This window comes from Mesorhizobium sp. M0862, from assembly GCF_040319795.1.
In the GTDB taxonomy this organism is placed as follows: domain Bacteria; phylum Pseudomonadota; class Alphaproteobacteria; order Rhizobiales; family Rhizobiaceae; genus Mesorhizobium.
Map to the genome: position 1 here is coordinate 299359 of NZ_JAMYOJ010000001.1, position 15255 is coordinate 314613.

Genomic DNA, 15255 nt, shown 5'->3' on the forward strand with positions numbered 1-15255 from the left:
CGCGTGGGTTCTTGGGCGGATGCCTAGGCGAGGCTTGGCGAGATTTCCTCCTGGCGATGCGCCACGAATGCATCGAGTTCCTCGCGCACGGCTGGATCCATCTGCGGCTGCTCGTAACTCGCGATGATCGATGTCGCTTTCTCACGGCAGCGCTGCGCCATATCCTTGGAGCCTTTGACCTTCCACTGCTCATAGCTGAGGTAATCGAGGATCTCAGGCGCGAAGAATGCGTCCTTAAAGCGCTTGAGCGTGAAGGAATCTCCGAGATAGTGGCCGCCGGGGCCGATGCGCCGCACTGCCTCGAGAGCGTCGTCGAAATGCTCGAACGAAATCCCCCGCGCGTATTTTTCGATCAGCAGGTTCTGTTCGGCATCGGCGACAAACTTCGCCATGCAGCATACGAGGCCGGCCTCATCCCAGCCGCCCGCGTGCATCATCAGGTTCGCGCCTGCGCTCGCCCCCGACATGTAAGCGATCGCCGACTCGTAGCCGGACTGAGCATCAAAGGTCTTGGCGGATGACTGGGATGCAGTCGTTCGCCACGGCAGACCATACCGCCTTGCCAGTTGGCCGATGACGGCGTTGATCAGAGTGACTTCGGGCATGCCGGACATCGGGGCGCCGCTGCGCATCGACACCGAGACTGAATATTGCCCATAGATCATTTTGGCGCCGGGCCTGACCAACTGGGTGTAGGCGAGGGCTGCCAGCGCCTCGGCGTTCAACTGGGCGATTGTGGCCGGGATGTCGGCGGGAGTGTTTGCGGCACCGAGCACAAAAGGCGACAGCAGGACGACCTGGTTCGCTTCGACGAAAGCGCGGAGCCCTTCCAGCATGGTCGAATCCCAAACCAGCGGTGAGTTTCCCGATACGTGCCCCATCATCACCGCGTTCTGGTCCATAAAAGCCGTGCCATGGACGATCTGCCCCATGGCGACCGAGTCCTCGGCTCGCTGTCTCCCGGTCGTCAGACCGAAGAAGGGCATGTTGGTTTCCACCAGGCTCGAATGGTTGATGTGCAAATGGCGCCATGGAACAGCGATGTCGGTCGGCTCACAGGTGAACCCGCCGGCGATATGGAACCCCGGCAGCATCTGGGTCAGCCGGTTCATGTTCCGCAGATCCTCGATCGTGGATGCGCGTCGCACACCCTGAAGGTCACGGACGTTTGGCGCGCCTTGCATGGCGCCGAAGGTCATTGTGTCCGGCGCGATCTCGAAACGCTGTGACGGATCGCGAGATGTCATCTCAAAACGGGATGGCGCCTTGGAGATCAGATGCATCAGCATCTCGCCATCGAGGCGCACACGCTGGCCTTGGACGTCGGCGCCAGCCTCCTTCCATTGCCGGATCGCCGTTTCATCGCGGAATTCGATTCCGATCTCGCGCAAGATCGCCAACGAAGCCTGGTGAATGCGCTCAAGCTGCTCAGCCGTGACGGCCTCCACAGGCCGAATGCCGTACTTGATGGTCGAGACGCGAGGCCTCTTCTCTGCTTCCCGGGCGGCTACGACCGACGCGCGTCCTCCGCGGCGCCGGATTGCGGGAGTATCAGTGTCCAACATCGCGTTTTCCCAGAGGGGCGCAAAAGGTCCCCGTCAAAAGAGCCTTCTTCGGTCCGCGTAAGGAACGCGGCCCTGCTCATTGACTTTGATGATAGGGTTCGGCGAACGCCCTGAGGACTCGCAAAAGGTTTCGCTGGCGTTAAACTCAGTTTATACCTGGGTCGACGGCGCAGGTGCCGGTTACCTGGTAAGGATAGCCGACGCGGCGGGGTCAGGAACCGGGGCGCGACGCCGGTAGCCGGTCTAAGGGCGCAATTCCTTCGACTGAGCGAGGAACCAGTCCACAAGAACCTTGCACTTCTTGTTTTTGCCGGCATCTTCATTTGACAAGAGGAAGAAGGCGCGGTCGGTCTTGATCTCGGTCGCGATGGGCCGAACCAGCTGGCGGTTGTTGAGCAGGTGTTGGGCGGTCAGGGACCATCCCAATGCGATTCCTTCGCCTGCAAGAGCTGCTTGAAGCGTCAGCTGATAGTCATTGAATACAATGTTAGGCTTTGTCTCGTTGGCATCTCCGCCTGCAAGCGCGACCCATTCCGGCCAGCTCATTCGCTTGCGAAAAGCATCGGACGAATGAATGAGCTGGTGTCGAACCAATTCATCGACGCTCTTTGGAGCGGCATGTGCCAGAAGATATGCGGGGGAGCAGACGGGAAAAATGATCTCGTCGCATACGAACCAACTATTCGTACTGTCAAAATCCCGTGGGCGCACCCATACGGTGACGTCCACTTCGTGATCGGGCTCGATATCCCGATCGGTGGCGACAACCTTGATCATAACGTCCGGATGTTCTTCCTGGAAATGATAGAGTTGAGGCGCAAGCCAATGTGCGGCTAGGGATGTCGACGCAGCAAAAGTGATGTATTTCTTTCCGCGATCGGAGATGGTCTCAAGCCTCTGTTCCAGACGGCGGAAACTGGTGCGCACCTCATCGTAGAGCTGCCGGCCAGCCTCCGTCAGCTGCACGCCTCGATTATCACGGGCAAAGAGCGCGGTCCCGCAATGCTTCTCGAACGACTTGATCGAGTGCGAGACGCTCGGTTGCGTCACGTTGAGCTCGCTGGCTGCGCTTTTGAAACTCAGGGTTCGGGCAGCCGCTTCGAAGACAAAAAGCGAATGCGTCGAAGGCACCAGGCTACGAAGCTTTGACATGAAGCAGTTCTATATCAGACGCCATCTTTTCCGTCTACGAGATGCCCGCCAACTGGTCTATTCGAACAGGGAAACAATGCGACCGCGGATTGTTGCCAAGCCTTCGTCATCGGTCGCCTGAACCCAGCGAGTTGGCAGTGAATTCGTTCAACCAAACGATGACGAAAGAGCGCAAAGTCGTTCAGCCACCCCATCCCGAACCGACTATGTCCGGTTGGTACACTACGTCAGGGCCGGAGTTGGCGCTGCTACCTCAAGAAGGCGACGTTGCATGTGACTGCCTGGTGATTGGCGGCGGCTGGATGGGGCTGCACGCGGCCCGTCGATTTGCCGAACTCAACCCGCAGTCTTCGGTTGTCTTGGTAGATGCCGGCCGCATTGGCAACAATGCATCCGGACGGTGCATGGGTTTCGTCATCGATCTCGCGCACAATCCCCGGAAGCGCGATTTCGTCGAAGACATCAAAGGGAACAAGGAAGAGTTGTTCGTTAACCTGGACGGGATCGCCTACATCCGAAGCGCTGTCGAAGAGCATGGGGTCGATTGCGACTGGGACGCGCAGGGAAAATACCACAGCGCGGCCACCGCTCACGGCGTGGAGGACCTGCACCGCTTTTCGGCGGCGCTGGATAAGCTTGGCCAGAACTACAGCTGGGTGGAGACCCCCGAAATTCAGGCGATCACCGGCAGCAAGCACTACATCAAAGCCTTGCATCATCCCGGCACCGTCTTGGTCCAGCCTGCGAAATATCTCCAGAATGCGACAAGAAGCCTGCCCGCGAACGTCACCGTTCACGAAAACACCCCCATCGTGGCGGTGCAGTTCGGGGCACCGAAGCACGTCTGCGAGACCCCCACCGGAACTATCAGGGCGTCGAAGGTCATCATTTGCGCGTCAGGCTATCTGACCAAGTTCGGTTTCTTCGACAACCGCGCCATACCGCTGTACACATTTGCGAGCATGACACGACAGCTCACCGAGAGCGAGCTTTCGCAGGTGGGGAACAAGAGAGCTTACGGACTTATCCCAGCCAACAGCTTCGGCACGACGGTTCGTCGCACGATCGACAACCGGCTTTTCCTTCGCAACGTCTATTCCTATGCGACGGACTTCAAGACCACCACGCAGGACGTGATGAAGGCTCGGGTGCAGCAGCAGATCGCATTCGATCGGCGGTGGCCGGAGCTCTCGTCGATGGGATTCGAGGCCAGTTGGGGTGGCCTTCTTACTCTCGCGCAAAATGGCGGAATGGTCTTCGGCGAGTTGGCGGAGAAGGTCTACGGCGCCGCATTCTGCAACGGTACAGGCGTCGCGCGAGGAGCTGCCTTCGGCAAGGCCATAGCCGACCTGGCGTCAGGGCGATCGTCGCCGGTAGTCGACATCCTCAAGACTCGCGCAAGTCCCAGCAAGCCGTATCCCAGGCCTGTCACAGCGATGGGCGTTCGAATCGTAACCGCGGTCCGTTTCCGACAGGCCGGAGCTGAAGTCTAGATACAACGAGAGAGATCATGGCGGACCTGAAGGGCATAAATCTGGCAATGCAGACACCGTTCGATGAGAATGGTGCGATCAACTATTCGATTTTCGAGGATCTGATCGACAAGTACGTCGCCGCAGGTGTTCACGGGCTGGTGCTTGGCTCAGGGACCGGGCAACATCCCTATCTTACCGAGGCCGAGTGCAACCGCCTCTACGAAGTAGGCGCAAAGCGAATAGCTGGTCGCTGCAACGTCATTTGCCAGACCTCCGCTTTGAATATGGACGAAGTCATCAGAAGGTCGCGTCACGCGGAGTCCGTCGGCGCCGACGCATTGATGGTGCTGCCACCCTACCTGGAGGGTCCGAGTGATGAGCAGGGAATCTTCGACTTCTACAAAGCGGTCGATGCCGAACTGGGTATCGACCTGGTCGGCTACAACATCCCACAGGCCACCGGCATTTCGGTTTCACCACAGCTGTTTGAGCGCCTGAGCCAGTTGAAGAACTTCAACTACATCAAGGACAGTGCAGGGGACTTTACTGTCCATCAGGAATACCTGCAGACAAGCGGCACGGTCCTCAATGGCTGCGACACCACCACACTCTACGCGTTGATGGCCGGGGCACGCGGCGTCATATGGGGCGGTGCGAATTACATGCCTTCTGAAGCGGTCGAGCTATATAGATTGGTGGACCGCAATGAGTACGAACAGGCGCTAGCGCTCTGGCAGCGCATGTTGCCCTCGTTGCTCTTTATCTGGAGGTCGCCCTATACGCCGTCGGTGCTTCGAGCGGCGCAACTGCGCGGCTACGGGACAGGAAATGTTCGCAGCCCATTAAGAAAGCTATCGGCAGATCAGGAAGCGCAGCTTCGCCGTTCGCTTGAACCGTTGGGCGTCTAGAGCGAAGAGAGGCGAGGGCTTCGTGAGAATCGTTCATGTTGGTGCGAGTGGCGTGATCGGCAAGGCCGTGTCGGCCGAACTCGGCAGACGGCATGATGTCATCGCTGTCGGCCGAAGCACCGGCGATTTCCGGGTCGATATCGACGATCCCTCGAGCATAAGTCGAATGTTCAGCCAGATCGGCGAGTTCGATGCCCTGGTATGCACAGCGGGCACGGTTCATTTCGCCCCGCTCGCGGAGTTCACCATTGAGCAGTATGCAATCGGCTTGCAAAGCAAACTTATGGGGCAGGTGAACCTTGTCAGACTTGGACTTAAATTCCTTCGCGAGGAAGGATCGTTCACGTTGACCTCCGGTCCAACGAACGACGATCCGATACCGCTTGGGACATCGTCCGCGATCGTCAACGGCGCGCTCGAGGGATTTGTCCGAAGTGCTGCAATTGAGCTTCGGCAAGATCGTCGGATCAATCTGGTGGGTCCGACTATGCTCGAGGAGTCCTCTGCACTCTACGGTCCTTACTTCCGGGGTTCGAAGGCCGTCGCGACGAACGACGTGGTGCTTGGTTACGTCAAATGTGTCGAAGGCAAGCAAACAGGATGCGTTTACAGGATTGGATGGTCACGAGATCGCTGACCCGAATGTGGCACAACGGGCAGATCTGCGAGCTGGCGCAGGGAAATACTCTGGATATGAAGACCTCGGCCCGCTTGTTGCATTGGGCACGTTTGAGCGGCGACACATCGATCACCACTCTAGAGCGCCCCCGTATTTTCACAGAGCCATTCAGCCAGATCGCTATGCTCGTCTACCCGGACTGTCACCTTGCCGACGATAACCGCAGAACAATGACCGGAACCATTACCGCGATTGGTGTACGTCTACGAAACGCAATCCGCTGCGTCGGGAGAGGCAATAGCGTTTCCGGATCGAACTGATTGAGATGCTTTCATGCCGGAATTCGTGCACCGCGTTGCAAGCCACACTGTGCATGAACGTCTGCTTCCGGACTGCAAACATCCCGAAAGCCGGAACGTCCGCCCTCAGCCCAGATCAGTCATTGCCAACGCAAGCGTTGCAAGATCGGTGCCCCAATCTTTCGGCTAGCCGCACTGGCCTTTGTCGCCGATTCATGCTACAGGCGTGCTACGATACGATGAAAATAGATAAACAGAATCAATGCTTAAGGCGATCGTGCGCTGCTTCTCTTCGGGCGCGCCATTTCCGCCGAAACTGTGATTTCCTGCGATCCGCTAGCCGGTCTTGGCCTCACATATGAAGAGCAGGTCGCGGAACACGTTGCCGAGCACCGCCTCATTCGAGTGCTGGAGAACTGGACGCCGCCTCCGGGCTTCTTCATTTATTACCCCAGTCGTCAGCCTGACTGCGCTATAAACTCGCTGCGATGTCTTGAAATGGCCGGTACGCGGGGACTGTTATCTGGGCGCGGCGACGCAGAACGCTCGCTCGCGCCGCTGCGCAGCAGGCTCACTTTTCTTCCGCTTTCCCGGTCAGGGCCCAATCGGCCTCGCCCCAGCCAGATACCGCTCATTGTCGAACGGCTCGGCGTGGGTGCTGTCCGGGCTCCACATGTGGCGGTGGGTCTCCGTCAGATTGCCGAGATAGACATGCAGTGCGCCTGAGCGGGCGATGCCGGTGTTGGCCACCGCATGCACGGTATCAGGGGTCATGTGCACCACCGCGGGCGCCGCGATGTCGTGGCGTTCCGGCGCATCGATCTCGCTGCCGTCGACGGGATAGATGAAGTTGGTCTCGCTACCCTTGTAGATGCCGATCAGCGCATCCATCAGATGGTTGTGCGGCGGGCACCGCAGGCCGGGCGACAGCGTGATGTGGTAGATGGTCAAGTCAGGGCTGGCATGCAGCAGCACCTCATCGTCGTCTTCCTCATGCGCGAGCACGCCTGATGCATGGAAGCGGTCGGTGTGTTCGCGCAGCACCGCCTTGACCCGTTCGATGGCATGAGCACCTTTGGCTGCGTTGACGATACCGGCGGTTACGGCGTAGAGAGGCGAGTTGGCGGCAAGAGACATTTGTCGTCATCTCCATTGGGAAGCTCAACCAATACAGCTGAGATGCTCAGGCTAGCGAATGCCGACAGACCCGTCAACCGGATGGTCGAAACGGGCAAGCAGACTACGCGGGCAGACCAAACGGGCAGACCAAACGGGCAGGCAGATATGGCTCTTCCGAAATCAGTGTCACCGTCCGCCGTCAAGGCGCCGTCGACCGCCGACATATTGCGCAGCGAGGAAGCTTATGAGCAGCTGAAGAGCGACATCGTCGCCTGCGTCCTGCAACCCGGCGAAAGCCTGACCGAAAAGCAGATCGGCGACCGCTACCAGATCAGGAAGGCGACGATCCGCTCGGCTTTGGCCCGCCTGACGCAGGAAGGGCTGATCAAGAGCGAGCCGCGCCGCGGTTATGTCATCGCACCGCTTAGCCTGCGCGACGTCAACGAGATCTTCGACCTCCGCAGCCTGATCGAACCGGAAGTGTTCCGGGTGGCCGCGGCAAACCTCACCGAACGCGGGCTCGACGACATCAGGCTGGCGGCGCAGAAGGTGCTGAAGCCGGAGACGCTGCGCAGCCATGTCGCCTTTCTGGCGGCCGACCGCGCCTTTCGCCTGGCCCTGGCTGAACTCTCCGGCAATCTGCGGCTGGTTCGCCTGCTCGACCAAACGCTCGACCAGTCGGAGCGTGTCCTCCATCTCGGCTTCAAATCGCGCGACTTCACGCAAGCGATCATCGGCCAGCAGAAGGAGTTGGTGCTTGCCTGCGAGCTGGCCGAGGTCTCGGCCATCGCAAAGCTTGCCCGCTCGCAGTGCCTGTCGCTCAAGAAGCAGGTGCTCGAGACCTTGCTCGCCGGCTCCAAGCTGCAGGACGCCAATTTGCAAAGCTTCGCCTGAGGCGCGAAGCCTGCGCTCTCTGGCCGATGCTTACCCGTCGATGAAGCGGATGTCCGCATCGGCAAGGCAATAGGGCGCGTAGCGGAAATCGCGGATATGGCTGACCTTTCCATCCTGCCAGTCGACCAGCATGAAGCCGCGCACGGCGTCATCTCCCGCTTGCGGGTTGCGGATCAGGATGGCCGGCCTGCCGTCGACGAAGCCGAGCGACAGCGCCCAATCCTGGACACGGTCGTAATTGCCGAAATAGTTGGAAACCTGCGCTTTGCCGCGCATGCGGGTGCGGTTGACGACTTCAAGCTGGATATCCTCGGCGATCAACGCGCGCACGGCGTCGAAGTCGCGCGCGTTGAACAGGTCGACATAGCGGCGCAGGCGCCGCTCGTCGTTGATGTCGAGTTTTGGGGCAGGCGCTTGCTCCTCCTGTGAGGCCAGCAGGCGCAGCTGCGACCGCCCGCGATGCAGCGCCGCCTTGGTCGCGGCCAGTGTCGCGCCGGACACTTCGCAGGTTTCGTGCAGGCTGAGGCCAAGCACGTCGACAAGGATCACGGCGCTGCGCTGCACTGTTGCCAGCTGCATGAAGCTTCGCAGGCTGGCGGCGGTGGCGAGCCTCGCATCGGCGCTGGCGGAGGGGTCTTCGATCGTCGTCATGTCGGTCTCGCTCATGCGCGCCTGCTCCCGCTGGCGCCGGCGCAGATGATCCTGCGCGGCATTGTGGGCTATGCGGAACAGCCATTGCTCCGGACGCTCGACGGCGGCGTCGCCGTCGATGGCCTGCAGTGCCTTGATCAGTGTCTCCTGGACGATGTCCTCGCCATCGATTACCGAGCCGGCCATGCGGGCGCAGTAGCGGTGCAGCTTCGGTCGCAAGGAGCCGAGCATCGCCTCCAGGGCAACGCGGTCGAGTTTTGCTGTGTTCATCCTGTCCGTTCCCAAAATGCCGGTCTTTGCATTCAAGCCGGCACGACCTCGCCGGCCAGCATACGATAATTGCCGACGATCTTTGCCGGCGATCTGGCAAGCGGCGTCGAGCGGCGTCCGGCATGATCGGCGCTGAAGGCCTTGAAGGCTGCGAGCCCGGTCAGGCCGTCGCCATCCTGGCTGACAAGATGGATGAACTCGCCATTCTCCAGTTCCAGGACGAGGTAGCGCACGGATTGCGGATTCGTGTCGTCGAGTGCCTCGAACACCTGTGCAACCAGCATACGGTTCTCGGCGATGCTTTCGTCCTTCACGCCGTAGCGGATGAGATTGTAGCCCATTGTCGTCTCCTGTTTTCAAGTCTGCATCGAGAAGACGTTTCGCGGCCTCGAAAAGATTCGTCGCCCGGCGAATCTTTTCGATCGTCCGGATCGTCTTTCCCGTGGACGGCTGCGCGGCAGCCATCGAGGAGCAGGAGAGACCCATCATGCACATCCAGTTTGCCGAATTGCCGGTGTTCGACCAGGACCGCGCCAAGGCCTTCTACACCGGACATCTTGCTTGCCAGGTGGCGGAGGACCAGCTGATGGGCGACAGCGGCTGGCGCTGGATCGAGCTGACATTTCCCGGCGCCGTCACCAATTTGCATTTCGTCAAACGCCCCGATGACACGCCGGGCACTGAGCCCGTGCTGGTGCTCGTTGATGGCGATGTCGAGGCAACGGTCGCGGGCCTGAAGGCGCGCGGCGTCGAAATCATCACCGAGCCGCAGGAAGCGCCTTGGCAGCGGGGCCGCACGGTCGCCGAATTCCGCGACAGCGAGGGCAACCGCATGGTTGTGACCGGCAAATGATCGGACCCGGCGCAAAGCCGAACTTTGACATGAGAACAACAGGAGAGATGGACATGACCCCCCAAACGTCGACGCTGAAAGTACCGGGCGCGGCCTCTATTATGAGATGCGCGGTTCCGGCCCCGTACTGTTGATAATCCCCGGCGGACCGCAGGACGCCGGCGTCTTCGCCGATGTCGCGGGCCACCTCGCCGACCGCTACACGGTGGTCGCCTATGATCCGCGCGGGAATTCGCGCAGCACCTTCGACGGAGAGCCGCAAGAGCAGGACCTCGATGTCCATGGCGACGATGCCGCGCGATTGATCGAGGCGCTTGGCGCCGGACCGGCCTATGTGTTCGGCACCAGCGGCGGCGCCCAGATCGGGCTCAACCTCGCCGCCCGCCATCCCGGCCGGGTTCGTGCGCTGGTGGCGCATGAGCCGCCCAGCATGATGCTGCTCGACGACCCGTCGCCGTCACTGGCCGGCATGCGCGACCTGCACGACACCTATCGCAGCCAGGGCGTCGAGGCGGCGATGCAGAAATTCTTCAGCGAGAACAGCCTGTCGGAAGGGCCGGGTCAGGATGAAGCCGGGCCGCAGGACGGACCGCCTTCGTTCGAACCGTCGCCCGAGGAGGCCGAGACCTTTGCCAGGGTCAGCGGCAATTTCGAATACTGGCTGGCGCATGGCGTCATGCCGCTGTCGCTCTACCGTCCCGATATCGAGGCGCTGCGCGGCCGCCCGGTCGTGGTCGGCATCGGCGAAGAGTCCATCGGCCAGCCGATCGACGGCATGGGCAAGGCGCTGGCCGACAGGCTCGGCAGCAAGCGCGCCGCCTTCCCCGGCGACCATATGGGCTTTGCGCCCTATCCCGACCGCTTCGCCGAGACCTTGCACCTGACGCTCAGAGGCGCGTGAGATCGTCAGTCCAATAGGAAAGGAGCGTCCGCATGCACAATGCGGACGCCCTTCTCCCATGAAATTACCGGCTAAGATTGCTGTATCAGACGGCCTCCCAGCCTTCCTTGCCACCGGCGCGGAAGATGGCGTCAATGACCTTCTGGTTGAGTACGGACTCCTCCAGCGTGAAGACACGCTCCTTGCCGCCCTGTGCCGCCCTGGCAAACGTCTCGACCTCGCGCCGGTACTGTTGCGTGCCGGGAAAGCGGAACACCTGCGCCTCCGTATGGTTCTGGTTGTGCAATTCGATGCGGTGATGGTCGTAGAGCCCGGCATTGAATGGCGAGAACACCTCGATGAAACCCTTCTCGCCGTGGAACACCATCACCTGCCGCGCCGCCATCTGCGTCGACAGATAGAAGGACAGTTCGAAATCGCCGAAATCGGCGCGGATCGAGGAATAGATGTCGGTGCCGAATTTCTTGTCGCGCTCGATCGTCGCCTGCACGCGCAGCGGCTCCTTGCCGCTCGAAAACCGCGTCGACACCGTCGGATAGACGCCGATATCAGGCAGCGCGCCGCCGCCGAGATCGAGCTGGTTGCGCATGTTGGTGGGATCGACATTGTAATAGGAGAAGGCGCCCTGCACATGGCGCAGCCGGCCGATGGCGCCATCGGCGATGAGATCGCGCACCTTGATCCATTGCGGGTGGTAGATGACCATGAAGGCCTCGCAGACCAGCACCTTCTTCTGGTCGCGCAGCTTGATCAGCGGCGCGATGTCCTTGGCGTCGAGCGCCAGCGGCTTCTCCACCAGCACATGTTTTCCCGCTTCGATGGCCTTGGCCGTCCATTCGACATGCTGCGAGGTCGGCAGCGGGATGTAGACGCCGTCGACGTCTTTCGAAGCGAGAAGCTCCTCATACGAACCAAAGGCATGCCTGGCGCCGAACCGCTCGCCCAGGGCCTCGGCCTTCGACAGGTCGCGGCTGGCGATCGCGGACAAAACGCCATTCTCGGCCTCGACGATTGCCGGCAACAATTGCTCGCGGCCGATCTTGGCCGTCGACAAAACACCCCATCGGAACATCAGGCTTCTCCTATCGATTTACAGGCGAGGAGGTTTGCCCGAAATTGCGGGAAAAGCCAATGCGGATCGCTGGTCCTGCTAGCCTCGCTTGCCCGTCAGCGTCATGTCGAAATTGACGATATTCGAATAGATCGGCGTGCCGACATCCATGCCGTACCGGGAGCGCAGCACCTTGCCGGTGACGTGGAATTTAATGACGCCGCCCTTCAGCCCGCCGAGCTCGGCAGTGAACTTTTCCGCAAACGTCTTGCCGCGCGCCGTCAGCCGGCCGCTGACCAGCGCCGTGGTGTCGCTGGTTCGGGTTACGCTGGTCGAGCGGAACTGGATTTCGGGGCTGTTGGCCACGTCGAACACCGCATCGGAGCGCAGGAAGGCGTCGATGCGGCCCTGGCCGGTGCCGACGCTTTCGGGATAGATGGTGAAGTTGACCGCGGAACGGCCGACATCGCTGTTGTCGATGCGGATGGAGCCCTTGAAGCGGCCAAAGGCGCCGTCGAGGCCGCCGCCACCGACCTTGCCGATGGAGAAGCGAATGCTGGAGCTGGCCGGGTTGACCGTGTAGCTGCCGGCGGCGTCGCCGAGGTCCACAGCGGCGGAGACAGGCATGGCAAGGCAAGCGGCAACAGCCGCCAATCCGAAGATGCGCGCATACATGGGTTTTGTCCTTCTGGGGCAGGCGAAGTGTTGCGCCCTCACTCCAATGAACGAATGCGCGGCGCGCCCTATTCCATGTCCTGATCTGACGAAGGCGTGATCATGCGCGTGAGCACGCTGTCGTGGAGCCAGAAATGATGCCGCAGTGCCGCCAGTGCATGCAGCGCGACCAAGGCAATGCCGGCATAGGCGAGATACCAGTGTGCTACCGCCCAGAAGTTTTCCGCCGCATCGGACACGCCGAGCGGCAGGTTCGGCATCACGAACAGGTTGAACGGCATGCTGGGTATCTCCAGCATCGACACCGAAACCAGTGCCCAGCCGGACAGCGGCACCGCGAGCTGGAAGCCATAAAGCGCCAGATGCGCCAGCGGCGCCGTCCGACGCTCCAGGCCTCCGACCGAGGCCGGCAAGGCCGGGGCCGTATTGCCGAGCCGCCAGGCAATGCGCAGGATGAGGAGGCCGAGCAGCAGGAAGCCGAAGGATTTGTGCAGCTGGATCAGCTCGAAGGCGGTGCGCTGGCTGGTCAACCGCACCATGATGAAGCCGAGCATGAACTGGCCGATGAACAGGATGCCGATCAGCCAGTGGAGGACGATCGCCGCCCAGCCGTAGCGGGTTGAGTTGTTGGTGATGAATGCCGGCATGGCTGGTGAACGAATGGCAGCTGGGCTTTCTTCCACCCTCCCCCTTGTGGGGAGGTGGCTAAGCACCGACCTTGAACAAATCAACAAACGCCCGCAGCGCCGGGCGCATCTGGCGGCGGCTGGGGTAGTAGACGAAGAAACCGTCGAAGGGCGGACACCAGTCTTCCAGCACGCGGATCAAGCGACCGTCGGCGAGCGGCGCGCGCACATAATCGTCGAAGACGAAGGCGAGCCCAGCGCCGTCGACCGCCGCCTGGGCGATCAGATGGTCTTCGTCGAGGATCAGCGGACCTTGCGCCGCGATCTCGATCTCTTCGCCATCCTTCTCGAATTCCCAGCGGTAAAGAATGCCGCTGGAAAAACGGAAGCGGATGCAGCGGTGGTCGGCAAGATCGCGCGGATGGCGGGGTCTTGGCATGGTCGCGAAATAGGATGGCGCGCCGACCACGGCGCCGCGAAGGTCCGGTCCGATGCGCACCGCGATCATGTCGCGCTGCAGGCTCTCACCGAGCCGCACGCCGGCATCGAAGCCGCCTTCGACGACGTCGGTGAAGCGATCCTCGATGACGATTTCCAGGACGATGTCGGGATAGGCCGCGGCAAAGCCGCCGAGCCTGGGCGTCAATGCCAGGTGGGCCGCGGTGCGCGGCACGGTCAGCCGCAGGTTGCCGGCCGGCCGGTCGCGCGCCTCGATCGCCGTTTCCAGCGCCAGATCGATCTCGGACAGCGCCGGCCGCAGCCGTTCGAGCAGCTGCGCGCCCTCCTCCGTTGGTGCCACGCTGCGGGTGCTGCGCGCCAAAAGCCGCACGCCCAGCCGCGCCTCCAGGCTGGACACGGCATGGCTAACTGCCGAGGGCGCGATGGCCAGTTCGCGCGCCGCGCCGCGAAAACTACCGCATTGGGCGACTGTTGCCAGTACAGCGAGTTGAGAAAGATGCGCTCGGTTCATTACTCTATTTTATAGAACAGCCCGTGCGAATGACAGCCAATTATCGAACGTAAAGCTAGGCGCTATCTCTGTTTCATCGCAACAAGGAGATGCGCCATGAAAACCCGCAAACTTGGTACTGAACTCGAAGTCTTCCCCGTCGGCCTCGGCTGCATGGGCATGAGCTTCGCATATGGCGGTCAGGCCGAGGCGGATGCAATCGCCACGCTGCGCCGCGCTGTCGAGATCGGCGTGACGTTTTTCGACACCGCCGAAGTCTATGGTCCCTTTGAGAACGAGATCCTTCTCGGCAAGGCGTTGAAGCCGGTGCGCGACAGGGTGACGATCGCCACCAAATTCGGCTTCAAGATTTCCGAGGAAGGCTCAGGCCTCGAACGCATGGTCGGCGTCGATAGCCGCCCGGAGCACGTCAAGGCGGTGGCCGAAGCCTCGCTGAAGCGGCTCGATACCGATGTTATCGACCTCTACTACCAGCACCGCGTCGATCCCGGCGTGCCGATAGAGGACACGGTCGGTGCCATGGCCGAGCTGGTGCGCGATGGCAAGGTGCGGGCGCTGGGCCTGTCGGAGGTCAGTGCCGCCACCATCCGCCGGGCGCACGCCGTGCATCCGATCGCTGCCGTGCAGAGTGAGTACTCGCTTTGGAGCCGCGACCCCGAAGACGAAGTGTTCGATGTCTGCCGCGAACTCGGCATTCGTCCCCTACAGCCCGCTCGGTCGCGGCCTGCTCACCGGCACCATCGCCAAGCCCGAGGCCCTCAGCGACGACGATTGGCGCCGCACCTTGCCGCGTTTCCAGGCCGACGCCATGGCGGCAAACGCCAAGGTCGTTGCGACGCTGGAAAAGCTGGCGGTGGAAAAAGGCGTCACATCGGCGCAGCTGGCGCTGGCTTGGGTGCTGCACCAGGGCGACTTCATCGTGCCGATCCCCGGCGCAAGAAAGATACGCCATCTCGAGCAGAACACGGCGGCGGTCGGGATCGAGCTGAGCGCGGCCGAGGTGGCGGCGATTGGCGACGCACTGTCGCCGGATAAGGTGGTTGGCAAGCGCTATACGGAGGAACTGTTGGCGCTGGTGAATGGGTGAACAAGCGGGGGAGCTTGGCGCCCTGAGAAGTCGGCGCGCGGCACCCCCCTCTGTCCTGCCGGACATCTCCCCCGCAAGGGGGGAGATCGGCTGTCGTCGCTGTTTTCGCCAATCACCAACGTTGCAGAAAGTGCGCCAAC

Annotated in this window: 15 protein-coding genes and 2 pseudogenes; 8 read left to right on the plus strand and 9 right to left on the minus strand. The window is 61.5% G+C overall.

Annotation, left to right across the window (positions count from 1 at the left end):
* Nucleotides 1–23: 23 nt before the first annotated feature.
* Nucleotides 24–1565 (minus strand): trimethylamine methyltransferase family protein, encoded by a 1542-nt coding sequence (locus NKI15_RS01505; RefSeq protein ID WP_352514405.1) that lies wholly within the window; start codon nucleotides 1563–1565, stop codon nucleotides 24–26.
* A 243-nt stretch (nucleotides 1566–1808) separates the two neighbouring features.
* Nucleotides 1809–2717, minus strand: a complete 909-nt coding sequence (locus tag NKI15_RS01510) for a LysR substrate-binding domain-containing protein (RefSeq protein ID WP_352514406.1) — start codon at nucleotides 2715–2717, stop codon at nucleotides 1809–1811.
* A gap of 137 nt (nucleotides 2718–2854) precedes the next feature.
* Between NKI15_RS01510 and NKI15_RS01515 the strand changes: the two genes are divergently transcribed.
* The 4 genes and pseudogenes from NKI15_RS01515 to NKI15_RS01530 all read left to right on the plus strand — a co-directional run.
* Complete coding sequence (locus NKI15_RS01515) at nucleotides 2855–4210, plus strand: NAD(P)/FAD-dependent oxidoreductase (protein ID WP_352514407.1); 1356 nt, start codon at nucleotides 2855–2857, stop codon at nucleotides 4208–4210.
* Between the two features lie 17 nt (nucleotides 4211–4227).
* Nucleotides 4228–5100, plus strand: coding sequence for a dihydrodipicolinate synthase family protein (locus tag NKI15_RS01520; RefSeq protein ID WP_352514408.1), 873 nt, complete (start codon nucleotides 4228–4230; stop codon nucleotides 5098–5100).
* Between the two features lie 22 nt (nucleotides 5101–5122).
* Nucleotides 5123–5737 (plus strand): short chain dehydrogenase, encoded by a 615-nt coding sequence (locus NKI15_RS01525; RefSeq protein WP_352514409.1) that lies wholly within the window; start codon nucleotides 5123–5125, stop codon nucleotides 5735–5737.
* 617 nt (nucleotides 5738–6354) lie between these two features.
* Nucleotides 6355–6480 (plus strand): annotated as a pseudogene (locus tag NKI15_RS01530) (LysR family transcriptional regulator); the annotation flags it as partial.
* Nucleotides 6481–6612: 132 nt separating this feature from the next.
* On the opposite strand, the gene NKI15_RS01535 reads toward NKI15_RS01530, so the two are convergent.
* A complete protein-coding gene (locus NKI15_RS01535) occupies nucleotides 6613–7155 on the minus strand; it encodes an autotransporter (protein WP_352885637.1) in 543 nt (180 codons plus the stop codon).
* 147 nt (nucleotides 7156–7302) lie between these two features.
* On the opposite strand from NKI15_RS01535, the gene NKI15_RS01540 reads away from it, so the two are divergent.
* On the plus strand, nucleotides 7303–8031 hold the full coding sequence (locus NKI15_RS01540) for a GntR family transcriptional regulator (RefSeq protein WP_023728829.1): 729 nt from the start codon (nucleotides 7303–7305) through the stop codon (nucleotides 8029–8031).
* A 30-nt stretch (nucleotides 8032–8061) separates the two neighbouring features.
* Here NKI15_RS01540 and NKI15_RS01545 read toward each other — a convergent pair whose 3' ends face one another.
* Together NKI15_RS01545 and NKI15_RS01550 are read right to left on the minus strand one after the other, a co-directional pair.
* Nucleotides 8062–8952, minus strand: coding sequence for a sigma-70 family RNA polymerase sigma factor (locus tag NKI15_RS01545; RefSeq protein ID WP_352518989.1), 891 nt, complete (start codon nucleotides 8950–8952; stop codon nucleotides 8062–8064).
* A 32-nt stretch (nucleotides 8953–8984) separates the two neighbouring features.
* Nucleotides 8985–9293: a hypothetical protein gene (locus NKI15_RS01550; RefSeq protein ID WP_352518988.1), complete on the minus strand. Its 309-nt coding sequence runs from the start codon at nucleotides 9291–9293 to the stop codon at nucleotides 8985–8987.
* A gap of 146 nt (nucleotides 9294–9439) precedes the next feature.
* Here NKI15_RS01550 and NKI15_RS01555 point away from each other — a divergent pair, with 146 nt between their 5' ends.
* Both NKI15_RS01555 and NKI15_RS01560 read left to right on the plus strand, forming a co-directional pair.
* Nucleotides 9440–9805 (plus strand): VOC family protein, encoded by a 366-nt coding sequence (locus tag NKI15_RS01555; RefSeq protein WP_023693054.1) that lies wholly within the window; start codon nucleotides 9440–9442, stop codon nucleotides 9803–9805.
* Between the two features lie 106 nt (nucleotides 9806–9911).
* Entirely contained in the window at nucleotides 9912–10706 is a 795-nt protein-coding gene (locus NKI15_RS01560) for an alpha/beta fold hydrolase (protein WP_352885638.1), read from the plus strand.
* Between the two features lie 85 nt (nucleotides 10707–10791).
* Here NKI15_RS01560 and NKI15_RS01565 read toward each other — a convergent pair whose 3' ends face one another.
* From NKI15_RS01565 to NKI15_RS01580, 4 genes are all read right to left on the minus strand, one after another.
* Nucleotides 10792–11778, minus strand: coding sequence for a Gfo/Idh/MocA family protein (locus tag NKI15_RS01565; RefSeq protein ID WP_023714484.1), 987 nt, complete (start codon nucleotides 11776–11778; stop codon nucleotides 10792–10794).
* Between the two features lie 78 nt (nucleotides 11779–11856).
* A complete protein-coding gene (locus NKI15_RS01570; protein WP_023681381.1) occupies nucleotides 11857–12432 on the minus strand; it encodes a YceI family protein in 576 nt (191 codons plus the stop codon).
* Nucleotides 12433–12500: 68 nt separating this feature from the next.
* Complete coding sequence (locus tag NKI15_RS01575) at nucleotides 12501–13079, minus strand: cytochrome b (RefSeq protein ID WP_352885639.1); 579 nt, start codon at nucleotides 13077–13079, stop codon at nucleotides 12501–12503.
* 58 nt (nucleotides 13080–13137) lie between these two features.
* Nucleotides 13138–14028 carry a LysR family transcriptional regulator gene (locus NKI15_RS01580; RefSeq protein WP_352885640.1) on the minus strand — a complete coding sequence of 297 codons (891 nt, stop codon included), beginning with the start codon at nucleotides 14026–14028 and terminating at the stop codon, nucleotides 13138–13140.
* A gap of 96 nt (nucleotides 14029–14124) precedes the next feature.
* Between NKI15_RS01580 and NKI15_RS01585 the strand changes: the two are divergent.
* Nucleotides 14125–15115: pseudogene (locus NKI15_RS01585) on the plus strand (aldo/keto reductase).
* Nucleotides 15116–15255: the final 140 nt, after the last annotated feature.